This window comes from Erythrobacter rubeus, from assembly GCF_014705715.1.
Classification (GTDB): domain Bacteria; phylum Pseudomonadota; class Alphaproteobacteria; order Sphingomonadales; family Sphingomonadaceae; genus Erythrobacter; species Erythrobacter rubeus.
This window is the reverse complement of record NZ_JACXLC010000001.1, coordinates 105,936-128,626: the sequence shown is the minus strand read 5'-3', so window position 1 is coordinate 128,626 and position 22,691 is coordinate 105,936. Positions and strand designations below refer to the sequence as shown.

Genomic DNA, 22,691 nt, shown 5'->3' with positions numbered 1-22,691 from the left:
CATAAGCTGGGATCAGAATTCACAGGATCCTGCAAATGGCTGACCAAACCTACACCAGCGCTCAACTCGCACATGCGATCAATATGAAGCACGATAACTTCCGCAAGCGGTTTGCTGCCTACCACTGGCTTGTTCTTGGAGATGACGCGATGGGGTCGGGTGTCGCCCACCGCTTCACAAAAGACAATGCGCTGGTTTACGCACTGGTCCGTGCACTTAATCTCCGAGGCTTCGATCTGGGAGACGCTTTCCAGATCGCGCAGAACGGTCTCAAAAATGAGGGCGACACGCGGCGAGATGCCTTCAAGCTCTATCCTGAGGAACTCGGGAAAACTTACTTTTTTGCATATCCCGCAGGAACATTCGGCGAATGCTATCCGTCCAGCGAGATCAAAGACCTTGGCGACCTCACGCCCTTCTTTGATCACAAAGGGGTCGAGCGAGGCGCAGGCGAAGAATTTGTAGCAATCAATCTCACCGCTTTGCGCAAACGGGTAATGTCCACGCTTGAGGGCGAGCGAGGCTAAGCATGGGCACCCGCCGCGCCCTTATCTCGAAAGACGATCTGAATCGGATGGCTTTGACCGTCGCGCAGCACGGCGTCGTCTTTCAAGGGCGCGTCACTCCCAGTGGCGATCTAACATTTCGGCTCACGCCATTCGTCACCAAACCCGAGGGCAGCGCTGACGATCTTGATGATCGGCTCGCAGATTGGGCTGCATCATGAAGCGTCCGCAATACGTCACCAAATTTCGCGATCGGCATGGCAAAACCCGCTACCGCTTCCGGCGCAAGGGATACCCTGCGCACTATTTCAAAGCTCCATTCGGAACTAAGGATTTTGAGCGCGAGTATGCAGCTTGCCTCGATGCTGAAAAGCAACCGGTGGGCGGGGACAGGATTCGCCCCGGCAGCGTATCTGATGTGATCGCGCGCTACTATGCGGACAGCGCGTTCCTCGACCTGCGGCCCGCAACTCAAGCGGTTTATCGAGGCGTCTTGGAGCGCTTCCGAGCGACTTTCGGTGATGATCCGATTTCGCGTTTTGATGCCGCGCGTATCCAGCGCCTGATGAACGGAATGCGCGATAAGCCTCATGCGGCTGCTCGGCTGCGCAAGCTCCTGCACCAATTGTTTATCGTTGCGCGGCGGGAGCGCATTGTGCCCGGCACCTTCGATCCGGTGAAAGACACCCGCCCACCAAAGGCCAGCAGCTCCGAAGGTTATCACCGGTGGACCGAGGCCGAGCTGACACAATTCGAGGCCGCACATCCATTGGGCACAAAGCCCCGGCTCGCGTTCGCTCTCCTACTGTATGGCGCGCAGCGCAGCGCTGATGTGCGGTTTCTGTCGCGCAGAGCCATAGCAGGCGGGCGGATCCGCTTGAAGCAATCCAAAACCTCCACGGCGGTCGATGTGCCCGTGGTCGAACCGCTGCGCGAAGCTCTCGAGGCTGGCCCACTCGGCGACACACTGCTGCTCGAGAACAATCGCGGCGATGCCTTCACCGCCAAAGGGTTCTACAATCTCATGCGGCGAGCCTGCGATAAGGCGGGCTTACCTCACTGCTCCGCGCATGGCCTGCGAAAGGCAGCAGCGGCGCGGCTCAGGCGAGCAGGATGCAGCGATCAGGAAGGCATGGCGATCACCGGCCACAAGTCGATTTCGATGTATCGCAAATACGCTGGCGATGCCGGCGATGCAGCTCTTGCAGATAGCGCGATGGCCAAGGCCTACGGCTCAAAAGTGTCTAACCCCGGCAAAAGGTTAGACACCGCATCACAAAAAACCGCAGAGGACTGCGAAAAATGATCGCAAGTTGGATGCCCCGTGAGGATTCGAACCTCAATTGACGGAGTCAGAGTCCGTAGTCTTACCATTAGACGACGGGGCAGTACCAGGCAGGTCCGTTGAGGGACTCGTGCTTTGCGAGCGCGCCTCCTAGTTTTGGCGCGTGCCAAGGTCAAGGCTTGTCAGCGCTTCGCGCAATGCAGCGGTGAACCTCTGCGTTTTTGGAGAGGCGCCCGTTCGCTTGCTCTCCCTGCCCGCTTCGGTTAGCATTTGTTTCAGGTGCTTGCGCAACAATAGCGTGAGTGGAATGAAAGATACGATTATGGCGGACATGCCTCCGCCGGACGAAGACAAGAGAGCGGGTAAGAAAAGGGGCGGCAGGTCCGGCAAAGTAGCCGATTTTCGCTACAAGCGTCCCTCCCAGCACGATGAAGCCCACCGCGGCGGCAAGAGCAATGGCCGTGCGCATGGCCCTTCGCCCCGGACCACTCATCCAAAACGTGTGCACCGCCCGGGGGAGGCGTATGCTGCGCTGGACCTGGGCACCAACAATTGCCGCCTGCTGATTGCGCGGCCCTCCGGGCGGGATTTCACCGTTATCGACGCGTTCAGCCGTGTGGTGAAGCTTGGCGAGGACCTCGCGAAAACCGGGCGGCTGTCGGATGAGGCAATGGACCGCGCTCTGGGAGCTTTATCCGTCTGCGCCGACAAACTTCGCCGCCGCAATGTTCGACTGGCGCGTTCGGTAGCGACCGAGGCGTGCCGCCGTGCTGCCAATGGTCCGAAGTTCATCGAACGGGTACGCGACGAAACCGGCATTGCGCTCGACATCATCAGCGCCGAAGAGGAGGCGCGGCTTGCCGTGCTCGGCTGCCACATCCTGCTCGAGAACGGGGACGGGCCCGCCGTTATTTTCGACATCGGCGGCGGATCGACCGAACTGGTCCTGCTCGAACCGGACGGTAAGATACCGCGCATCATCGACTGGCAGAGCGTGCCCTGGGGTGTGATTTCGCTGACCGATACTGTCGGGCGCGGAGAAGACACCCGCGACGCGCGGATCGATCGCTATGCGCGGATGCGTAAGATCGTGTCCGGCAGTTTCGCTCCATTCGCAGATCGGATTGCTGGCGCGGCCACGAAAGATGACATCCGTTTGCTCGGAACCAGCGGCACTGTGACCACGCTTGCCAGCCTGCATCTCGAATTGCCTCATTACGACCGCAACGCCGTCGACGGTCTGATCGTCCCGGCAACGGCCATGCGCGATATCAGCGAGCAATTATCCGGGATGTCGCCGTCCGAGCGCAGCCAGCTGCCCTGCATCGGTCAGGACAGGGCGGACCTGGTGGTTGCCGGCTGCGCCATTCTCGATTCCATTCTCGATCTGTGGCCTGCCGAGAGACTGGGCGTTGCCGACAGAGGCATTCGCGAAGGCATTCTGCGCAGCCTGATGGCGGCCGAGCGGCAGAGCGCCCGGGCATTGCAGGCGCTCAACGAAACACGGGCCGGGCAGAACCGCGCGTGACGCGTTCCGGTCGCAATCCCGATCGCCGCGTCAGGACGGCGAAGAAACGCACGGCGTCCTCGACCCGCTGGCTGGAGCGCCAGCTCAACGATCCGTATGTAAAGCAAGCCAAGGCCGATGGATATCGCAGCCGCGCAGCTTACAAGCTACTCGAACTGGATGACCGTTTCGGCCTCATCCGCGGGTCGAAGCGCGTTGTTGACCTAGGCATCGCGCCGGGTGGCTGGTCGCAAGTCGTGCGCGCCCGCGCTCCGAAGGCAAAAGTGGTCGGCATCGACCTGCTGCCGACCGATGCGATCGAAGGCGTGACGATATTCGAGATGGATTTCATGGACGATGCGGCACCTGCCGCGCTTGAAGAAGCGCTCGAAGGTCCGCCCGACCTCGTCCTCTCCGATATGGCGGCGAACACCGTCGGCCATAAACAGACCGATCACCTGCGCACCATGGCGCTGGTCGAGGCGGGGGCGTGGTTTGCGACCGAAACTCTGGAAAAAGGCGGTGCGTTCGTGGCGAAGGTGTTGGCCGGAGGGACCGATACCGATCTGCTGAAGCTGCTCAAACAGCACTTTACCAGCGTGAAACACGCCAAACCTCCCGCGAGCCGCAAGGGCTCATCGGAATGGTACGTGGTTGCTCAGGGATTCAAAGGCCGCGATTGATCGCGATCTTTCCGGGGAATCACTCGGCTGCTGCGACTTCTTCGATTTCGGCAGCTGCATCCTGTTCAGCTTCCGCTTCGGCTGCGCCTTCCGCTTCGCCTTCGGTTTCACCATCGGGGGTTTCTTCGCCAGCAGCTTCCTCGACATATTCCGGAACCGGCAGGTTGGAACCGTTGGCGTTGAGATAAAGCGCAACCGCGGCCCGATCCTCGATCTTGCCAAGGCCGGCAAAGCTCATCGATGTGCCCTCAATGTAGCGCTTGGGATTGAGAAGCCATTCGTTCATCTCTTCCCAGCCCCAATTGCCGCTCGCACCGGAAAGCGCCGAGGAATAATTGAATCCAGGCTTGCTCGCGAAGGGAGCGCCCATGATGGCATGCAGGTTTGGGCCAACGCCATTGGGGCCGCCTTGTGCGACGTTGTGACACGCCTGACACTTGGCAAAAACCTTCTCTCCTTGAGAGACCAGCTCGTCCTGCGGCATCATGTTGAGCGCCGCCGCCATGGTCATTTCAGGCTCGGCACCGCCCTCTTCTTCAGCAGCTTCGATAAAGTATCCCGGCTGCTCCGGCATTTCCGGATCATAGCCGTGGAAGAACTTGTCGCTCAGGATCGACAGGCCAAGCCCGAGGCCTGCTGCGAACAGAACCCAGCCGGCTGCCGTGTTGAAAAGATCGCCGCCACCATTCTCGGTCGCGGGATTCGCTTCTGAAGAGTTTTCTTGTGTCATCCCGGCGCTCCATTAATGCCGCCCACGCGCCTGTGCAAGAGCGATCGCGTCATCAGTTGTTGCGGGCTGTGCAAGCAGACTTGCCGCATCGTCACTCGGGTTCTAGCAACTGTGGCGAATATGCGCAGCTTTCCCGGACCAGCCCTCGCCATCGTCGACCAACTTCGCGCCGCAGCCGAGCGTGAACCGGAGCGCGCGATTGCGTTTCAGGGATCACCGGGTGCCAATTCGCACCGCGCCGCAACCGAAGCTCGGCCCGATGCGCTCCCCCTCCCCTGTTTCAGTTTCGAGGATGCGCTGGAAGCGGTGAAGGACGGGCGCGCTGGCCAGGCGATCATCCCGATCGAGAATTCGCAGCACGGCCGCGTTGCAGACATTCACTTCCTGCTTCCCGAAAGCGGGCTTTCGATCGTCGGCGAGTATTTCATGCCGATCCATCACGCCTTGATGGGCTTGGGCAAAGGCCCGTTCGAAGCCGCCTACAGCCACCCCCAGGCGCTCGGCCAGTCGCGGCTGTTCCTGCGCGAAAGAGGGATCGTCCCGCTCAGCCACGCGGATACAGCGGGCGCGGCGGCGTTCGTTTCGGAAAAAGGCGATCCTACACTGGCCGCCATCGCCCCAGCCATCGCAGCGGAGCTTTACGGGCTGGAAATCGCCGAAACCCATGTCGAAGATAGCGAGGACAACATGACCCGCTTCGTCATACTCGCAGGGGAACCGCTGCCGCCCGGCGAGTTGGCCGGGGCGGACGCGATCACCACATTCATTTTCGAGGTGAAGAACATCCCGGCAGCGCTTTACAAGGCGCTCGGCGGGTTCGCGACGAATGGCGTCAACATGACGAAGCTGGAAAGCTATCAGGAAGGGGCGAGCTTTTCGGCTTCCAAATTCTATGCCGACATAATGGGCGCGCCGGGCGATCCCGCAGTTGATCGCGCTCTGGAAGAATGCGCGTTTCATTCCAAGGAACTGCGGGTTCTCGGCACCTACAGCCAAGGCCGCGCGCGCGGCTGAGAAAGGCTGTGTGCCGCTGCGCCGTTAGGTGTTGCGCCGCTCGAAAGGCCGTGCCACCAATTAAGGCGAATGACCAATGCGGCGCCCAACCCTCCGGCCGAATTTCAGCCTTCGTCTGCCGCCACCACCAGTGAGCCGATAGGGGAAAGCTGGTCGAGCGTTCGCAATGACGGCGATATCCAGTTCGAGCCGATTGAAATTCCTGAGCCGGTGGCCGAACCACCCGGCATGTTCGAGAAGATGCTTGATGCATTTTTCGATTTTCTGGGGGAACTGCTCGCGCCCATCGGAGGATTCCTCGGATATTCCTGGCCGGTCCTGAAATGGGTCCTGCTCGCCGCGCTTGCCGGTTTTCTCATCTACTCGCTGATCAACACGTTCGGTCCCCTTCGCCGCAAGCAAAGCGACCGCCCGGATGCGCAAAGCCAGCCCGGATGGGAGCCCGACCGCGCGGAAAGCCTCGCGCTTCTTGAAGACGCCGACAGGCTGGCTGCCGAGGGACGATACGATGCGGCAACACACCTCCTACTCCAGCGCAGCGTCAGCCATATCGCCTCCGCGCGTCCGGACTGGGTCGAACCGTCAAGCACGGCGCGCGAGCTTGCCGAATTGTCCGCGCTGTCGGCACGCGCTCGCAAAGCGTTCGGCACGATTTCGCAGCGGGTGGAACGCAGCCTATTCGCCCTGCGATCGCTGGACGCCTCGGATTGGGAGGCCGCCCGCACAGCCTATGCCGAATTTGCGCTTGAGCGGATCGGACATGGCTCATGAACACGGTAGCCGGTCAGGGTAGGGACGCTTCCCCATTTACGCGCAGAACGGTGCTCGCTGTTGTGCTCGCGGGCTTCGCCATTTTCGTTGCCATGCTCTATTTCATCGGTGCCGGCGATACCGGAGGAAACCGCAATAACGGCGCCGCCCACGGCGCTGCGGTTGGGCTCAATGGCTATGCCGGGCTGGCGCGATTGCTTGAAGGGGAAGGCTACGATGTCTCGCTGTCGCGCAGCCCCGCGGGCCTTGAAACGAGCGACCTGCTGATCCTGACCCCCGGCCTTAATGCCGATGCGGAAGAGATCGGCCAGATCCTCGAGAACCGGCAATATATAGGCCCGACTCTGGTCATCTTGCCAAAATGGCTCGCCGGATCACCCCCGCGAGGCACGCCAAGCGAAACAGCGAATAAGTTCGAAGAGGGCTGGGTGGTGCTCGGCGAACCGCTGGGGCCCGATTGGACGAGCGAACTTCCATCACCCTTCACTTTCGCCCAAGATGGCGAGACGCGGGCTAGCGGCGACAATGCGCGTTGGGGCGGTCTCAATCTTTCCGGCGATTTGCCGTCAAATTCTGTCGCCTACACAGACCGGAGCGAGGGCATAGAACGGCTGGTAACCGCCCAGGATGGCCGTGTTCTCGCCTTCAGTGTTCTCGGCGAAGAAGGCACCGACTATTTCGAAGAGGCGCACTGGACGGTCTTCGTCGTTGAGCCTGACCTTATGAACAATTACGGTCTCTCAGACGCCTCCCGCGCTCGCGTAGCTCTCGCCTTGGTCGAGGAGGCTGGCTTTGGCGACGGGACGAGCATCAGTTTCGATCTCACGCTCAATGGCTTTGGCGGATCGAGCAACTTGCTCAGTCTCGCATTTCAGCCGCCGTTTCTGGCAGCGACCTTGTGCCTGATCCTTGCCAGTCTGATCGTCGGCTGGCGCGCTTTCATGCGGTTCGGATCGGTTCAGGCCGGGGCGCCGGAGATAGCGTTCGGCAAGGATCGTCTCGTGCGCAACGGTGCGGGATTGATCGTGCGTGCGAGACGTTTCGGGTTGCTCGCCGAGCCATATGCTGCCCTGTCGCAGCGACGGCTGGGGAAAGCACTCGGCATCGCTCGGCCCGACGCCCAATCCATCGATGCAGCTTTGGCAGCGCGCCTGCCCGGTGAAGAGCCGTTCTCACGCCGCGCAAACCGCTTGGCACAGGCCGAGACCGCATCGGATATTCTACACGCCGCACAGGCGCTGAAAGAGCTTGAAGGGAAACTCACTAGATGACCATGAGTCTAGACGAAGTGCGCGCTTTGGCGGAGGCTATCCGCTCCGAGGTGTCGAAAGCGATTGTCGGTCAGGATGAAATGATCGACCAATTGCTCGTCGCCTTGATCAGCGAAGGCCACGTTCTGCTGGAAGGTCCGCCGGGCACGGCCAAGACCTTTCTAGCCAATAGCTTTGCCACTGCATTGGGCCTCGATTTCGGGCGAATCCAGTTCACACCGGACCTTCTTCCCGGCGACATCCTGGGTTCGAACCTGTTCAATTTTCAGACCAGCCAGTTCACGCTCACGCGCGGCCCGATCTTTTGCGAGCTTTTACTGGGCGACGAGATCAACCGGACCCCGCCGAAAACGCAAGCCGCCCTGCTCGAAGCGATGCAGGAGAGGCTGGTGACGCTCGACGGGGAAACCCACGAGCTGCCTACCCGCTTCATGGTGATTGCCACCCAGAACCCGATCGAGAACCAAGGGGTCTACCCCCTTCCCGAAGCGCAACTCGATCGCTTCCTGTTCAAGCTGCTCGTGCCCTATCCCGACGAAAGCGAAGAGGCGCGGATCGTCAACGAATTCGGAAAGCGGCAAGGTCCGCAGCACCCTGCCGAGCTTGGGGTGACGGCAGTCGCCGATCCCGCCAAGCTTGAGGCTGCCAGCAAGGCGCTCGATCAGGTAACCGTCGCCGAAGAGATCACCCAATATGTCGTCCGCCTCGTCCGCGCGACACGCGATCACGCGGATCTTTCGGTTGGCGCATCACCGCGAGCGGCGGTCATGCTGGCGAACGCGGCGCGTGCGAGAGCTGCACTGTCCGGGCGAGACTACGTCATCCCTGACGATGTGAAAGCGCTTGCCGTACCCGTGCTCCGCCACCGCCTGACCCTTAGCCCGGCAGCAGAAATCGAAGGACGCGATCTCGAAACGCTCGTAGCGGAGTTGGTCGAAAGCACAGAGGCCCCGCGCTGATAGGCTGACACGCGAGTGATACGGATCCTCTCTCGATTTCCTCTTGTTCCGACAAGCCGAGCGGCATGGCTGATGGCCGGTCTTGCCCCGGCTGCCATCATTCTTGCGGCAATTGCGCCCGGCTTTTGGCTGGCCGCACCTGCGATAGCGGCTGGGGTGATCCTCCTCGTGGTGCTCGACGGATGGCTTGCCGGATCGTGCCGGGATTGGTCGGTAGAAGCGCCAGCCGACACCGAAGTCGGTCAAATCACTGCAATCGAAGTCGTGGCCGAGTTCTCTCGCGCAGCGCCGAACGGCCCGGTTGCCGCGCTGGAGTTCGATCCGCGCCTGGGCCAATCGGGCGCGGCGCGTTTTGGCTTGGCGACGAGTACGATCGACGCACGCCATCGAGGACAGGCCGAGCTTCATCCCGAACGGCGCGGCACAGCTGAAATCACGCGCGCCTGGCTGCGCTGGGAGGGGCCGCTGGGGCTCGGCGCAAGGCAGATCGCCCTGCCCGCCAAGCAGGGAATACGTATCTGGCCCGATCTTTCACCGGTGCGCAGCCGCGAATTGCAGACTTTCCTGCGAAACGCGCAAACCGGCCTCATCGCTCGGCGCATTCGCGGCGAAGGCACCCAGTTTGAGGCGCTGTCCGAATACGAACCCGGGATGGATCGCCGCCGGATCGACTGGAAGGCGAGCGCTCGTCACAACCATCTTTATGCGCGCGAGAACGAGAGCGAGCGGGACAACCAGATCGTGTTCGCATTCGATTGCGGGCAGGCGATGTGCGAGCCTGTCGATGGGATGCCGCGGATCGACCGAGCCGTCTCGGCAGCGCTGACATGCGCCTATGTCGCCCTGAAAAGCGGTGATCGGGTGTCGCTGTTCGGCTTCGCCCAGCGACCGCAGGTCATGACCCCGTTCGTCGGCGATCCACGCGCATTCCATCGCCTGCAGAGCGCTGCCGCCTCCCTCGATTACAGCGCGGCAGAGCCAAACTTCACTCTGGCTCTCGCGACGCTGACGGCGAAGCTACGGCGGCGGTCGCTGATCGTGCTGTTTTCGGATTTCACCGATGCAACGGCGGCCGAACTAATGATCGAAAGCATAGAGAGGCTGGTCGGCAAGCACCTCATCGTATTCGTGACGATTGCGGACAGCGAGCTCGACGCTTTTGTCGATGAAGAGCCCAGCGACATCGCCACCCTCGCCCGCAGCGTGACAGCGGACACGCTGGCGCGTCAACGCAGCATCGTCTTGCAGCGGCTGCGGCGAATGGGTGTCGATGTGATCGAGGCCCCGTGGGAGCAGATCGGTTATCAATTGATCGACCGCTATTTGCGCGCAAAGAACTCCGAGGCGATCGGGTGAAGGCGTCGGCAACCTCCAGCTTTCTCTCGGAGAGGATCGGTTCATGGCTGGGCCGCGGCGATATTGCCGCACCGGCAGACATCGAAAGCGCGGCGCTGCGCTCGGACCGCTTCCGGCTTGAGCGGGAGGGCGATTGGCGGCGGCTCGAAAGCATCGTGTCGCAGATGGAGCGGGCCGGCCTTCGCAAGATCGATGACGAGGATCTGCTCGCTCTCCCGACGCTTTACCGGACGGCGGCATCGAGCCTTTCCGTCGCTCGGGAAACCTCGCTCGATGCGGCCACGCTGAGCTACCTCGAAAGCCTCGTCCAGCGGGCGTGGTTCCAGGTTTACGGACCGCGCAAAGGGCTCTTCGCCTGGCTGCGCGAGTTCGTATTCGGAGGCTGGAGCCGCGCTGTCCGCGAAATCTGGCTGGAAATCTGCATCGCCCTGTTCGTGATGGTGTCCGGAGCGGCCGTGGGCTGGCTGCTCGTGGCGCAGGACACCGCCTGGTATTACAGGCTAGTGCCGACCGGGCTCGCCGATACCCGCGTTCCGGGGGCAAGCCGCGAGGTTTTGCTGGAAACGCTCCAGGTCGAGAACAATTCCGGCGGACTGACCGCCTTCGCCGCCTATCTGTTCAGCAACAATGCGGGTGTGTGCATTCTCGCCTTTGCGCTGGGCTTTGCGTTCGGCATCCCATCCCTGATGCTGCTCGTCAACAACATGGCCATGCTCGGCGCGATGATCTGGCTGTTCGCAGGGCAAGGGCTGGGATGGGAATTCGGCGCATGGCTGAGCGTTCACGGGACGACAGAGCTCTTCGGAATTCTGTTATCCGGCGCAGCTGGCCTGCATATCGGCCGCTCGATGGCCTTTCCGGGCTCGCGCTCGGTCCTGCAAGCCGCATCGGAAAGCGGCCGGCGCAGCGCGGTGGTCATGGTCGGTGTCGTCCTGATGATGGTCGTGGCTGCGATCCTGGAGGCTTTTCCGCGCCAGCTGGTCGGCGGGACCGAAACACGCTTCCTGATCGGAGGCATGTTGCTTACCTTCTGGCTGATCTATTTCTTTCTCTACCGGCCAGAATGGGTCGATGAGGAACAGTCGTGAACGCTGCCTCGCCATCCTTTGCGCACGCAACCGGACGCGAAAGGACGCTGGTCACTCCTGAAGGGATCGCGGTGCCCGTCACGGTCGCTTCACGCGGATCACGCGTGGGCGCGCTCGTGCTCGATTTCACGATCATCTTTCTCGGCCTCATCGCGATCCAGATCTTTCTCTACATGGTTGCAGGCGGTCTGTTCGATGAAGCCATTCAGGCTGCAGATGACAGCATTTCGGGCGCAGCAGAGTTCCTGTTTATCGTCCTTGTGCTGATCATCTTCCTCGCTCGGTATGCGTATTTTCTGGTGATGGAACTGGGTCCGCGCGGGGCTACTTTCGGAAAGCGGATCGTGGGCATTCGGGTGGCTGCGCGCGCCGGCGGTAGGCTGACACCGGAAGCGGTAATAGCGCGCAACCTGCTGCGCGATATCGAGCTCTTCATGCCTTTCGTTTTCCTGTCGATGGCGCCGAGCGGCGACACGGGAAGCGCCGGGATTGCAGGCCTCCTCTGGTTCCTGATCTTCATGGCGTTCCCGTTCTTCAACAAGGACGCGCTGCGGGCCGGGGATGTCATCGCGGGCACATGGGTGGTCGAGGCTCCCCGGACCAAACTGGCGAAGGCCATCTCGGCGACGGGAGCGGCGGCTCGCGGAACAAGCGAAGTTACCGGTATGCGGTATGAGTTCGGTGACGACGAACTGTCGGTGTATGGAGAGCGCGAGCTCCAGACGCTCGAGCGGATGTTGCGCGATGCGGATGCGAGTGCGCTTTCGGCGGTGCACGCCACCATCTGCAAGAAGATCGGCTGGGATCCCGGTGCGGGCGATGAGAGAGCTTTTCTCGAGGCGTTCTACAGCCAGCTTCGCGCAAAGCTCGAAGGGAACATGCGGTTCGGCAAGCGCAAGGCGGACAAGTTCTCATGATGAGCTATCGTATCGAGGCGGACGACCTCACCAGCCCCGATGTGCTCGGCCTGCTTAATTATCATCTCGACGAAGTGCATGGCTGGTCACCCACATGCAAGGTTCACGCACTGCCGCCCGAACGCCTGCGAGAGGCCGACATTGCCTTTTTCGCCGCACGCGATGGCGAGACACTGGCCGCTATCGGCGCGCTGAAGGAACTGAATGGGACCCGCGGCGAACTCAAATCCATGCGGGCTGCCCCTGAATATCGCGGCAAGGGCGCAGGGGAGGCGATCCTGCGCCATCTGATCGCCGAGGCGCGCAATCGCGGCTATAATTGGCTGGGGCTCGAAACTGGTCGACCCGACAATTTCATTCCGGCTAAGCGGCTCTATAAAAAGTACGGTTTCAGCGAATGCCCGGCATTTGCCGATTACGTGTCCGACGAATACAGCATGTGCATGGAGAAACATCTGTGACTTTCGATCGCCGCAGGTTTCTGGGCGGAACACTGGCGCTGGGCGCGGGCGCTTGCATCCCGCCCGATCAAAGCCCGATCGGCAGGCTTCAGGCGAAGCTGCGCATTGTCGAGGCCGCTGCCGACGGGACGCTGGGCGCAGAGATCCTCGACACGCGCACTGGCATTTCGGTTGGTATCAACCGCGACAGGCGCTTCGGGCATTGTTCATCTTTCAAACTGTCGCTCGCGGCGATGGTGCTCGCGCGCGATGCCGCGGGCGAACTAGATGCGGACAGGCGGGTCACCTGGAGCGAGGACGATCTGATGTTCGTCTCGCCCTTCACCACCCGACGCCTGGCCGAGGGTGCTACGCTCAAGGAACTGGCCGAATTCACGCAGAAATATTCGGACAACGCAGCGGCCAACATCCTGCTGCGGGAGCTGGGCGGACCGCAATCGCTCACCGATTTCTGGCGCAGCATTGGCGATAATGTCAGCCGTCTCGACCGGATCGAGCCAGCTCTCAACAATGTCCCCGTCACCGAGGTGCGCGATACAACCACGCCAGCCGCGATGGCGCGCACGGTTTCACGGCTGGTCTATGGAGGCGTGCTGCCGGACGCGCAGAAATCGCTACTGCGGCAATGGATGATCGACACACCGACAGGCGCGAGAAGGGTCCGCGCCGGTCTGCCCGAGGGCTGGATCGCAGGCGACAAGACCGGCACATCGATCTGGCCGGGCATGGGAAGCCTCTATGTCGATATCGGGTTTGTAGAGCCGGAGGATCACGCGCCGATCGCCTTTGCCACGTATTTCCGCGCGCAGGACACCCATAGCGGGATGGATCCGGCATCCGAAGAAGCACTCGCCCGTGTCGGCGAGGTCATAGCGGATTTCGTGAAGCGGGACCGTCCGTTTCCATTTTAGTGGCGATCTGATACCTATCTTTGCCGAGTGAAGATCATGGAACGCGTATTCAAAGCCATCGCCTATATCTTGCCCATGGCCTTCGCCCTGGCATTTCTGGTGCCCGTCATCGCGCAGGGAATGGAAGCGCTCGGGCTTGCCGCGCCTTTCGGGCTTACGCACCTCACCTTCGCGCTCATCGTGGGCGGCGGATGGGGGCTGTTTGCGCAAGCGACATGCCGCTGGATATGAACGCGCACGCCCCGATAACGCCCGGCGACCTGTCTGCGCTTTCCGATGGAGAATTGCGCAAGCTCGAGCTGAAGATCGCGCGTAAGTATTCGGGCCGCGTGCCGTGGATCGCGGTCTTCTGGGCGTTCGGGAACCTCGCAGTCTGGCTCTCGCTGTGGCCGCTGGTGATGTCGGGCATCCTGCCGCTGTGGCTGGCCTTCCCGATCGCGGTGATCAACCTTTCGCTGATCTATCTGCCCACGCATGAGGCCCAGCACGATATTATCGCCCGGCCCGGCACCAAGCTGCGCTGGCTCAATGAACTGGTCGGGCATGCAACAAGCTGGGTGATGGTGATGCCGTTCCAGGTCCTGCGCGTGACGCATCTCGATCATCACCGCCACACCAACGATCCGGAGCTCGACGTCGACATCACATCGAGCGCGAGCGGACCGTGGCAGGCCCTGTGGCGCACGGTGCAGATCAGGCAACCGGGGGCGAAACGCAATCAAGATTATGTCGCAAGCCTGGTGCGCAACGGGCGCGAAGACCTCGTGGCGCTCTCGCTCATCTACCGCGCCGGGTTCATCGCGATCCTGGGCACGCTCGCGTGGAGTGGATACGCGCTCGAGGCGTTTTTCCTGTGGTGGCTGCCGTACCAGATCGCGATGAGCTATATCATATTTTTCCTGTCATGGGCGCCGCATCATCCCGGCACGCACAGGGGGCGGTACGACAACACGCGCAGCTGGAAATCGGCGGTCGGGAATATCGGTTCGATGGGGATGCAGTTCCACATCGTGCACCACCTGCACCCGTACATTCCGCTGCATCTGACGCCGGCAGCCTACCGGGAAATGCGACCGATCCTGGAAGCGCGCGGTTGCCGCCTGGGCGACATATAGCGCCTATTCCGCGGCGAAGATCGCCACTTCATCCACACCTTCGCTCGTGGCGCGACCGCGATACATGCCGGTGGTGTTGAAGCTGTAGAGCGCGTTCCCCTCGGGCGTGACGAGAATGATCCCGCCATCCCCGCCGAGCTCCTTCACTTCGGCCATCACGGCGTCGGCGATGTTCTGATCGCCCCCTCCAGTTGCATCATCGCTCACTCGCAGGCGCGTGCAGATTTCCTGCGCCACCCCGACGCGGATGAAATACTCGCCCCAGCCTGTTGCTGAGACCGCGCAGCTGCGATTGTCGGCGTAGGTGCCCGCGCCGATCACCGGGGCATCGCCGATGCGGCCCCAGCGTTTCCCGGTCATGCCGCCAGTCGACGTACCCGCCGCCAGGTTGCCTTCCATATCGAGCGCGACCGCGCCCACCGTCCCGAACTTGTGATCGACATCGAACGCGGAGAGGCGATCCGCCTTCATCCGCTCGAGCGATTCCCGCCGCGGCTCGGTGGCGAACCATTCAGGCGGCGCGGTTTCCAGCCCCTGCCCGCTCGCGAATTCTTCCGCGCCTTCACCCATCAGGAAAACATGCGGGCTGTCGGTGCGGACCTTGTCGGCGAGCAGGATCGGATTCTTGATCGTCGTTACGCCCGTCACCGCCCCGGCGCTGCGATCGCGGCCATCCATGATGGATGCGTCGAGTTCGTTCGTGCCATCCCATGTGAAGACGGAGCCGCGCCCGGCATTGAACAGCGGATCATCCTCCAGCGGAATGATGGCCGCCTTCACCGCGTCCATCGCGCTCCCCCCGCCGGCAAGCACAGCTTTGCCCGCATCGAGCGCGTTCTGGAGTGCCGCCTCATAAGCTGCGCGGCGCTCCGGCGTCATCTTGTCGGGGTCGAGCGTGCCTGCGCCGCCATGGATCGCGATCGACCAGCGTGGTTCAGCACTCTCTTGCGCGTGGGCTGGCAGGGAAAAGGCAAAAGCTGCGGCGACAAACAGTCGGATCATTGTTTTCATGAGTTGAAGGACTAACCCAATCGCGGGCATGACGCCACAATGATAGTATCGATATTGAGGGAGCAGGCTGCATGAGCGATTTCGGCGCGCAATCGACCACGGACGAAGTTCTGGCGGGTAAGGACATGAGCGGCATGACCGTCTTCATTACCGGCGGCAATTCGGGCCTAGGGCTTGAGACGGGCCGCGCGATGTCTGCAAAAGGGGCGCATGTAGTTCTGGCGGGCCGGGACCAAAGCAAGCTCGATGAGGCGGTAGCCGCCATTCGCGCGGAACATCCAAACGGCGAGCTGGAAACGATTATCTGCGATCTAGGCTCGCTGGAAAGCGTGCGTAAATGCGGTGCCGACGCGGCGGAGCGTTTCGACAAGATTGACCTGCTGATCAACAATGCGGGCGTCATGGCCTGTCCGCAAAGCATGACCGCGGACGGCTTTGAAACACAGTTCGGCACCAATCACCTCGGCCATTTTCTGCTGACGAAGCAATTGATACCGCTCATCGAAAAGGGCGCGGCCAGGCGGATCGTCAACCTGTCGAGCCGCGGGCATCACTTCGCGCCGGTGGATTTCGCCGACCCGAATTTCGAGACAAGGTCTTACGATCCGTGGGTCGCTTATGGGCAGTCAAAAACCGCCAATATCCTGTTCACTGTCGGGCTGGAGCAGCGCTTTGCAGGCGGCGGCGTGCATGCCTACGCGGTGCATCCGGGCGGTATTCAGACCAATCTCGGCAGGCATATGACCGAAGCGCAAAGCGCCGCGCTGATCGAGCGCGTTTCCAAAAGCGATCCCGATTTCGCGTGGAAAACGATCCCGCAGGGCGCGGCTACCCAATGCTGGGCGGCCACGGCGGAGAAGCTGGAAGGCACTGGCGGGGTCTATTGCGAGGATTGCCACGTCGCCGAGATAAGCGACCAATCGCCGAAATCGGGCGTGCGCAGCTATGCGCTCGACAAAAGCAACGCCGACAAACTCTGGTCGCTCAGCGAGGAATTGGTGGGCGAGAGTTTCGCGGCCTAGGCGGCGAGAAACTCTCCGAGCAGCTTCAAGGTATCCTTCGATTCCTTCGTCGGCGTCACCGCCATGAATACGTGCGGCGCGCCCTCATATTCATAAAGCTTCGCATCGACACCGGCATCGCGCAATTTGCCGGTGAAGGTGCGGCTGTCGACGATGAATAGGTCATGGCGTCCGGTCCAGATGCGGGTCGGCGGGAGCAGCGCGAGATCTTCGGCGCTCGCATAGAGCGGGCTGCATTCCGCACTTCCCGGATCGCGGTCTCCCGCGAACATCTTGCCGCAGCTGCGCAAGGTGCCGATTTTCAGCATGGTATCATGCGGTTCGACGCCGCGAATGCCCTCGTCCTGCATGGTGAGATCGAGCCACGGCGCGAATAGCGCAAGCTTGCCCGGCATTGCCCCGCCCGCCCGCGCCAACCTCAAGGCGAGGCTTAAAGCCATGTGGCCTCCGGCGCTGTCACCGTTCAGAATGATGCGCGATGGATCGTGCGAAGCGGCGAACTTCGCGTAGACTTCATCAGCCAGAGCATCCTGCACCGCATGCGAGCTTTCAGGCACGACGTCGTAAAGCGGCACCGTTACGCTGACCCCGAGCCGCTCGACCATCGCGGCAATCAGCGGCCAGTGCACATCGAACATCGGCAGCACGAAGCCGCCGCCATGAAAATAAAGCATGTGCCATACGCCGGGACCGGATTTCGGGTGAAGTGTCACGACGGGCTGCCCAGCCGCCTCCCACCGCTCGACCACATATTTGCTCTCGAACTTTTCCGGCATGGGCGCGTCCTGCGGCAGGTCGCGCTGCGCCATATAGGCTTCGAATTCGCTCGCGGTGTGCGGGAACACAGGCTTGCGCCTCGCCATAAGCCACTTGATGGCGCGCATCATGAGGCTCGGCTTGGCGGTGCGCAGTTCGATCGAGGTTTCGCTCAGCATTCCGGTTCTCCCTGAGGCGCGAACATGAACCATCGCGAAGGGGCGTCAAGCCTTCAGGCTGATAATCATTCCTTCTTTCAGCCAATCACCGAGCAGCGCGCCGGCACGCATCGCCGCATCCTGCACCTGTTCGGGGGATGGCTCATTGCCGGCGAGCGCAACTATGACTTCGCCGTAGGTTGCGCCCTCCTGCATCGCGGTAAAGGCTGTCACCGCTTCGGGTTCGGTCAACTGAAAGGTAGGCCGCTCGCCCTCTCGCCACACGAGGCATCCGCGCGGCTCGGCAAGCCGAGGGTCCGGCCGCTCCGTTGCCGCTGCGTCCTCCAGAGCGTTCCAGAGACCAGTGAGATTTGTCTCCACGATCCGCCCGCACGACCGCGCCTGGAATTCCAATCGAAGCGCCATCCATTCGTTATCGCCGAATTCCCCGGTTGCCGCGGCGAACTCTTGCGGTCCAAGCGGCTCCACATCCGGACCGATAGCGACCTGAAGCATGGACCATTCCAGCCATGCGAGGTCGGCGACTTCCGGATTGTTCGCGAACAATTGCTCGCAGGTCGCATCGAACCCGGCGCCGACTTCGTCGATCGTCCACCCCGCCGGTGGATGCGTGATAGCGTGGTGTGCGCTCGCTTGCTTGAAGGCGCTCTCGCCAACGTAGAGCGCGGTCCGCTCGAACGTGTTTTCGAGCGCGCCGACAAGGGCCGAACGGTAATTCCCGCGGTACACCGCCATCCCCGCCGCCTGGCGATTGGTCCAGCCTTCAGGGAGCGGAGCCCCTTCGTCGAGAATGGCGCGCAGGAACGTCTCCTGCCGTGCTTTCAGATCGGATGCGCCGTTCATGCCGGGACGAGGGCCCGCTTCGCGATGCCGCGCGCCCGGTCGAGCTCTGTGATCAGCTCTGCCAGCGGCGGAATATGCTCGTCGCGTTCGATCATGGTCGCCACCGGCTGCGGCAGCATCGCCATGGCCTTGGCGTAGAGATCCCATACCCCGTCAGCGACTTCGCGGTCATGCGTGTCGATGATGATATCTCTCTCGGGCGTTGCCGGGTCGTGGCCTGCAAGATGGATCTGGCGCACGCGCTCCAACGGCAGACCTGCGAGGTAGTCCTCCGCTTCAAACCCGTGATTGCGCGCGCTCACATAGATGTTGTTGACATCGAGCAGCAGATAGCAGCCCGTTCGCCGCGTCATTTCGGTCATGAAGTCCCACTCGGTCATCTCGTCTTCGGGAAAGGTGAGATAGCTTGAGGGATTTTCGAACAGCATCGCCCTCCCCAGCAAATTCTGAGCCTGCTCGATATTCGCGCATACGGCGGCCAGCGCGCTTTCGGTAAGCGGCATTGGCAGCAGGTCATGGCTGTTATGCGCACTCGTGCGGGTCCAGCAGAGATGGTCGGAGACCCAGAGCGGGTCGATGCGCTGCTCCAGCCGCTTGAGCTTGTCCAGGTGATCGGTGTCGAGGCCGCCCGCCGATCCGATCGACATCGACACGCCGTGGAGGATCACGGGGTATCTCTCCCGCACCTGTTCGAGGATGCGCAGCTGCCGCCCGCCTTCGACCATGTAGTTTTCGCTGATCACTTCGACGAAATCGACCGGCACGCCCGGCTCCTCCGGGCCTGCGAGAAAATCGTCGTAATGCACTTCGCGAAGGCCAAGTCCGAAACCGCCGAACGGCTGAATGGGATCGTGATGCTGCGTCATGTCTGCCCTCCATAGCAGAAACCTGTGAATGTCGATGGCAGCAAATCGGCGCATCGTGGCGCGATCACCGGAGCAATGGCAAAAAGCGCTCAATTCCAGTGTCGCCATTGGCGCATTGTCTCGCCGAATAAGGTGCGATACCTTCCCTGCTGCGGACATGGGGGTGTTCGCGCATGAGAGCTGCCGGGTTACAAGGAACCGAGCCGAGGGGATCGCCTGCAAACTTTTTCCATATTTCTGTAACCGGCACGTGTCTCGCCGCGAATGACCCGATGAGCCCGGCACGATGCTGGGCGCATTATTTCTGACAAGTCTGGAGAAAAACCATGAATGCCAAGTCTATCGCGAACATCGCCGGCCTCGCCCTTACCGCAGGTATTGCAGCCGGTCTCGCCACAACACCGGTCGCTGCGCAGGGCGCCAAGGAAAAATGCTACGGCGTTTCCAAAGCGGGCAAAAACGACTGTGCTGCCGGTCCGGGCACAAGCTGCGCCGGAACATCAACGCGTGATTACCAGGGCAATGCCTGGACCTATGTCGACAAAGGCAGCTGCGTGAAGATCAAGACGCCAAAGGGCAACGGCTCGCTGAAGCCGATCAAGCGCTAACACGTCTGCGCCGGGGAAGCGCAGCCAGGAGTTTCAGGCTCAGCTAGGAGGAACACGATGAGCGGACTGGTTTCAATGTATAATCGTTTGACAGACATGCTGTCAGGCACCTTTGTAGAAAGCATAATGCAGCTGCTTGCTCGCATTGCTCTCGCCGGAATTTTCTGGCGCTCTTACGAGACGAAGGTCGTCGACGGCACCTGGCTGCAGATCGATGAAACGCAGTACTTCATTTTCGAGAACGAATTCTCAGGGTTGCCCATCCCGACCGATTTAGCGGTGCCGATGGCGACCTATGCCGAATTCCTCTTCCCGATCCTGTTGGTACTGGGACTTGGCACTCGGTTCTCGGCGCTCGCCCTGATGATCATGGCGCTCGTCATCCAGCTCTTCGTGTTCCCTGATGCGGCACACTTCTTTGGCTGGGCGATTACGGTCCTTGGCCTCGGCGGGTTTCTGCTGAGCCGCGGAGCCGGGTTGTTCTCCGTCGACGCCCTGATTGCCAGGGTAACGGGTTCGAAGACCGCCTAAATGGTAGCTGACGAACCCACCTTCGCCCGCCTGATGGCAGCGACGCAGAATGGCGACAAAGCCGCCGGGAATGTGTTGCTGTCAGAGGCTGGCGTCTGGTTGGAGCGGTATTTCCGCAGGCGAGTGCCACCGCACCAGATCGATGATCTGGTTCAAGAGGTGCTCATCGCCTTCTACACAAAGCGCGGGACCTGGGATCCCGCGCGTCCGTTTCTGCCTTGGCTTGCAGCCATCGCGCGGTATCGCTGGGTCGATCATCTGCGCAAGGTCTACAAGCATGACAGTCAGGAACTGATGGACGATGACGCAGCGCACGACAGCGACGAAGAGGTCGTGCTCGCCCGCGTCAGCCTCGATCGGCTTTTCGGTCAGATACCGGAGAAGCAGGCCGAGGTTATCGAAATGGTGAAGATCGGCGGACTTTCGATCCGGGAAGCCGCCGAGAAAACCGGGCAGAGTGAAAGCCTGGTAAAAGTGAATATCCATCGTGGCCTCAAGAAGATGGCCACTCTGGTCGAGAAAGCTGAGTAATATGGAAAAGTACAACAACCGCGCGGACCTGATTGCCGCCATGACAGAGGACCTTACCCCGGTACGCCGGGTCAAGCGGTCCGATGGCATCGCTCTCATCGCGTTCGCCACCATCGTTGCCGGAGTGGCCTCGATAGCGGTGTTCGAATGGTGGTCGGGGCTGTTCAGCGGCGAAGCATCTGGATATTTCCTGATCACGCACGGACTGCTGTTGATCCTGGGCGCGGCGAGCACCGTATCGCTCGTATCCGGAGCTCTGCCTCGGGTCGGCGCGCGGGCCACGGCGCCGATGTGGGGTGCAGGCATGCTTGCCACGCTGCCGATCGGTGCTGTGCTCAGCTTGCTTTCCGGTCATGAGTCTCACACACATTCCGGGCTCAACGACCCCGTTGCCTTCATGTGCACCACCGCATCGCTTTCAGCAGCCGCGCTGGTCGGGATTGCTTCGGTACTCTGGCTACGCCGCGGTGCTCCGGTTTCGATCGAGCGTTCGGGCTGGCTCACCGGCCTCGCCGCAGGATCGCTCGGCACGCTGGCTTATGGCATTACCTGCCCGCTCGACACGTTCTCGCATGTCGGACTGTGGCATGTCGCCCCGGTTGCGATTTCGGCAGTGATTGGCCGGCTGGTCGTCCCGCCGCTTATCCGCTGGTAATTTGATCCGCTGGTAATTTAACAATGAGCCGCTCGTAAAAGGGGCGGCTCATTGCATTCCGGCTTCGACGCCAACTGGTATCACAGCCATTTCCACCGCCAGAACAGAATCAGCTGAAGTGCGATGATGGCAAAGCAGATGCCGGACACGATCCAGAACGCATCGGCATCATCGACACCCGGCATTCCGCCGACATTGATCCCCATCAGGCCGGTCAGAAATCCGAGCGGCAGGAAAATCCCGGCAACAATCGTCAGCATGTAGGTCGCATGCTCATTCGAGGCGAGACTGCGTGCTCGCAGCTCATCCTGCAAAACCAATGCGCTCTCCTTGCTGATCTCGATATCGTCGATGTAGCGGCGCAGACGGGCAATCGATTCCTCGATTTCGCGCCGGTCGTCGTCTTCGAACCATTCCGGTGCATCGCGCGCAATGCTTTGCAGCGCTTCATGCTGCGGCGACATGTGCCGTTGCAGCGCCAGGCAATTGCGGCGGATTGCCGTAATCTTGGGTAGGATTTCCTCGTGATCTTCCTCGACATCCATCCCGTCGAGCTCGTCAATCCGGAGGTTCATGTCGACAATCGTCTGGTTCATGCGGACAGTAAGCTGCTCGACGATGGCAGTGATTGCGCTGCCCGCATCGGTCGGACCTTTACCCGTCTCCAGCATGGCGCGGACGTCGCGCGGTGTCTGCATGGGCGCCTTGCGCAAGGTCATCAGCCTGAGGCCGTCCGACCATACCTGCAGCGAGATCATGTCTTCGGGCTTCGCTTCCTCATTGAAGTTGATGCCGCGAAGGGTCGCCGCGATCGCACCGCCTTCTCGCAGTGCGCGCGGCCGGGTGGAATCAGAAACGAGGAATTCCGCCGTCGGCTCGGGGATGCCAAGGTCGTTTTCGAGCCACGGTTGCACCTCGGGCGCATGACGCCGCAAATGGAGCCACAAAACCTCGCCCGGATGTGCCGGTGTCCAGTTGTCGACCTCGTCCCTGCCGATCGGTGCCGCGCCCCCTTTGCCATCGAGCACGCAGCCGAAGATCAGCGGCCCGGTGCCCTCTGCCTCATCGGTTATCTTCATCTCCATGGCCTTGCACTCTGCCGAAATGCACGGGCT

General features: G+C 61.5%; 27 protein-coding genes and 1 tRNA gene. 21 read left to right on the top strand and 7 right to left on the bottom strand.

Annotation, left to right across the window (positions count from 1 at the left end):
• Positions 1 to 35 precede the first annotated feature (35 nt).
• Genes IB285_RS00670 through IB285_RS00660 form a run of 3 tightly spaced genes read left to right on the top strand, consistent with a single transcriptional unit; the run spans position 36 to position 1,812 of the window.
• Complete coding sequence (locus tag IB285_RS00670; protein WP_190786367.1) at positions 36 to 527, top strand: hypothetical protein; 492 nt, start codon at positions 36 to 38, stop codon at positions 525 to 527.
• Between the two features lie 2 nt (positions 528 to 529).
• Complete coding sequence (locus IB285_RS00665) at positions 530 to 727, top strand: hypothetical protein (protein WP_190786366.1); 198 nt, start codon at positions 530 to 532, stop codon at positions 725 to 727.
• Positions 724 to 1,812 carry a tyrosine-type recombinase/integrase gene (locus IB285_RS00660; protein WP_190786365.1) on the top strand — a complete coding sequence of 363 codons (1,089 nt, stop codon included), beginning with the start codon at positions 724 to 726 and terminating at the stop codon, positions 1,810 to 1,812. The genes IB285_RS00665 and IB285_RS00660 overlap by 4 nt, the downstream gene beginning before the upstream one ends.
• 8 nt (positions 1,813 to 1,820) lie before the next feature.
• Here IB285_RS00660 and IB285_RS00655 read toward each other — a convergent pair.
• Positions 1,821 to 1,894 (bottom strand) — tRNA-Gln (locus tag IB285_RS00655).
• Positions 1,895 to 2,113: 219 nt separating this feature from the next.
• Here IB285_RS00655 and IB285_RS00650 point away from each other — a divergent pair.
• Both IB285_RS00650 and IB285_RS00645 read left to right on the top strand, forming a co-directional pair.
• On the top strand, positions 2,114 to 3,319 hold the full coding sequence (locus IB285_RS00650) for a Ppx/GppA phosphatase family protein (protein ID WP_190788922.1): 1,206 nt from the start codon (positions 2,114 to 2,116) through the stop codon (positions 3,317 to 3,319).
• A complete protein-coding gene (locus tag IB285_RS00645; protein ID WP_190786364.1) occupies positions 3,316 to 3,981 on the top strand; it encodes an RlmE family RNA methyltransferase in 666 nt (221 codons plus the stop codon). The genes IB285_RS00650 and IB285_RS00645 overlap by 4 nt, the downstream gene beginning before the upstream one ends.
• A gap of 19 nt (positions 3,982 to 4,000) precedes the next feature.
• Here IB285_RS00645 and IB285_RS00640 read toward each other — a convergent pair whose 3' ends face one another.
• Positions 4,001 to 4,711, bottom strand: coding sequence for a c-type cytochrome (locus tag IB285_RS00640; protein WP_190786363.1), 711 nt, complete (start codon positions 4,709 to 4,711; stop codon positions 4,001 to 4,003).
• Between the two features lie 120 nt (positions 4,712 to 4,831).
• Here IB285_RS00640 and IB285_RS00635 point away from each other — a divergent pair, with 120 nt between their 5' ends.
• From IB285_RS00635 to IB285_RS00585, 11 genes are all read left to right on the top strand, one after another.
• Entirely contained in the window at positions 4,832 to 5,725 is an 894-nt protein-coding gene (locus tag IB285_RS00635; RefSeq protein WP_190788921.1) for a prephenate dehydratase, read from the top strand.
• A 69-nt stretch (positions 5,726 to 5,794) separates the two neighbouring features.
• Positions 5,795 to 6,496 (top strand): hypothetical protein, encoded by a 702-nt coding sequence (locus IB285_RS00630; RefSeq protein WP_199803314.1) that lies wholly within the window; start codon positions 5,795 to 5,797, stop codon positions 6,494 to 6,496.
• A complete protein-coding gene (locus IB285_RS00625) occupies positions 6,493 to 7,767 on the top strand; it encodes a DUF4350 domain-containing protein (RefSeq protein WP_190786362.1) in 1,275 nt (424 codons plus the stop codon). The genes IB285_RS00630 and IB285_RS00625 overlap by 4 nt, the downstream gene beginning before the upstream one ends.
• Positions 7,764 to 8,726 carry an AAA family ATPase gene (locus IB285_RS00620; protein WP_190786361.1) on the top strand — a complete coding sequence of 321 codons (963 nt, stop codon included), beginning with the start codon at positions 7,764 to 7,766 and terminating at the stop codon, positions 8,724 to 8,726. The genes IB285_RS00625 and IB285_RS00620 overlap by 4 nt, the downstream gene beginning before the upstream one ends.
• Before the next feature lie 72 nt (positions 8,727 to 8,798).
• Entirely contained in the window at positions 8,799 to 10,082 is a 1,284-nt protein-coding gene (locus IB285_RS00615; RefSeq protein WP_190786360.1) for a DUF58 domain-containing protein, read from the top strand.
• A 62-nt stretch (positions 10,083 to 10,144) separates the two neighbouring features.
• A complete protein-coding gene (locus IB285_RS00610; RefSeq protein ID WP_190788919.1) occupies positions 10,145 to 11,170 on the top strand; it encodes a stage II sporulation protein M in 1,026 nt (341 codons plus the stop codon).
• Positions 11,167 to 12,087 (top strand): RDD family protein, encoded by a 921-nt coding sequence (locus IB285_RS00605; protein ID WP_190786359.1) that lies wholly within the window; start codon positions 11,167 to 11,169, stop codon positions 12,085 to 12,087. Before IB285_RS00610 ends, IB285_RS00605 begins: the two co-directional genes overlap by 4 nt.
• Positions 12,084 to 12,548, top strand: coding sequence for a GNAT family N-acetyltransferase (locus tag IB285_RS00600; protein WP_328705826.1), 465 nt, complete (start codon positions 12,084 to 12,086; stop codon positions 12,546 to 12,548). Before IB285_RS00605 ends, IB285_RS00600 begins: the two co-directional genes overlap by 4 nt.
• Positions 12,545 to 13,459 (top strand): class A beta-lactamase, encoded by a 915-nt coding sequence (bla, locus tag IB285_RS00595; RefSeq protein WP_328705825.1) that lies wholly within the window; start codon positions 12,545 to 12,547, stop codon positions 13,457 to 13,459. Before IB285_RS00600 ends, bla begins: the two co-directional genes overlap by 4 nt.
• Before the next feature lie 36 nt (positions 13,460 to 13,495).
• Positions 13,496 to 13,690 (top strand): hypothetical protein, encoded by a 195-nt coding sequence (locus tag IB285_RS00590; RefSeq protein ID WP_190786357.1) that lies wholly within the window; start codon positions 13,496 to 13,498, stop codon positions 13,688 to 13,690.
• Positions 13,687 to 14,574, top strand: a complete 888-nt coding sequence (locus tag IB285_RS00585; RefSeq protein ID WP_190786356.1) for a fatty acid desaturase — start codon at positions 13,687 to 13,689, stop codon at positions 14,572 to 14,574. Before IB285_RS00590 ends, IB285_RS00585 begins: the two co-directional genes overlap by 4 nt.
• A gap of 3 nt (positions 14,575 to 14,577) precedes the next feature.
• On the opposite strand, the gene IB285_RS00580 is transcribed toward IB285_RS00585, so the two are convergent.
• Positions 14,578 to 15,576, bottom strand: a complete 999-nt coding sequence (locus tag IB285_RS00580; RefSeq protein WP_190788917.1) for an isoaspartyl peptidase/L-asparaginase family protein — start codon at positions 15,574 to 15,576, stop codon at positions 14,578 to 14,580.
• 80 nt (positions 15,577 to 15,656) lie between these two features.
• Between IB285_RS00580 and IB285_RS00575 the strand changes: the two genes are divergently transcribed.
• The gene (locus tag IB285_RS00575) at positions 15,657 to 16,607 is read left to right on the top strand and encodes an SDR family NAD(P)-dependent oxidoreductase (protein ID WP_190786355.1); all 951 of its coding nucleotides are present in this window, start codon (positions 15,657 to 15,659) and stop codon (positions 16,605 to 16,607) included.
• On the opposite strand, the gene IB285_RS00570 is transcribed toward IB285_RS00575, so the two are convergent.
• The 3 genes from IB285_RS00570 to bufB are packed head-to-tail and all read right to left on the bottom strand — an operon-like array spanning position 16,604 to position 19,251.
• A complete protein-coding gene (locus IB285_RS00570; protein ID WP_190786354.1) occupies positions 16,604 to 17,542 on the bottom strand; it encodes an alpha/beta hydrolase fold domain-containing protein in 939 nt (312 codons plus the stop codon). The two genes, IB285_RS00575 and IB285_RS00570, sit on opposite strands and share 4 nt — an antisense overlap.
• 45 nt (positions 17,543 to 17,587) lie before the next feature.
• Entirely contained in the window at positions 17,588 to 18,385 is a 798-nt protein-coding gene (locus IB285_RS00565; RefSeq protein ID WP_190786353.1) for an HvfC/BufC N-terminal domain-containing protein, read from the bottom strand.
• Positions 18,382 to 19,251, bottom strand: a complete 870-nt coding sequence (gene bufB, locus IB285_RS00560) for an MNIO family bufferin maturase (RefSeq protein ID WP_190788916.1) — start codon at positions 19,249 to 19,251, stop codon at positions 18,382 to 18,384. The genes IB285_RS00565 and bufB overlap by 4 nt, the downstream gene beginning before the upstream one ends.
• Before the next feature lie 326 nt (positions 19,252 to 19,577).
• Here bufB and IB285_RS00555 point away from each other — a divergent pair, with 326 nt between their 5' ends.
• The 4 genes from IB285_RS00555 to IB285_RS00540 all read left to right on the top strand — a co-directional run bounded on the left by IB285_RS00555 (position 19,578) and on the right by IB285_RS00540 (position 21,576).
• The gene (locus tag IB285_RS00555) at positions 19,578 to 19,859 is read left to right on the top strand and encodes a BufA1 family periplasmic bufferin-type metallophore (protein ID WP_190786352.1); all 282 of its coding nucleotides are present in this window, start codon (positions 19,578 to 19,580) and stop codon (positions 19,857 to 19,859) included.
• A gap of 126 nt (positions 19,860 to 19,985) precedes the next feature.
• Entirely contained in the window at positions 19,986 to 20,390 is a 405-nt protein-coding gene (locus IB285_RS00550) for a DoxX family protein (RefSeq protein WP_234033017.1), read from the top strand.
• A complete protein-coding gene (locus tag IB285_RS00545) occupies positions 20,391 to 20,921 on the top strand; it encodes a sigma-70 family RNA polymerase sigma factor (protein WP_190786350.1) in 531 nt (176 codons plus the stop codon).
• 1 nt (position 20,922) lies between these two features.
• Complete coding sequence (locus tag IB285_RS00540; protein ID WP_190786349.1) at positions 20,923 to 21,576, top strand: NrsF family protein; 654 nt, start codon at positions 20,923 to 20,925, stop codon at positions 21,574 to 21,576.
• An 80-nt stretch (positions 21,577 to 21,656) separates the two neighbouring features.
• Here IB285_RS00540 and IB285_RS00535 read toward each other — a convergent pair whose 3' ends face one another.
• Positions 21,657 to 22,655: a zinc transporter ZntB gene (locus IB285_RS00535; RefSeq protein ID WP_234033016.1), complete on the bottom strand. Its 999-nt coding sequence runs from the start codon at positions 22,653 to 22,655 to the stop codon at positions 21,657 to 21,659.
• Positions 22,656 to 22,691: the final 36 nt, after the last annotated feature.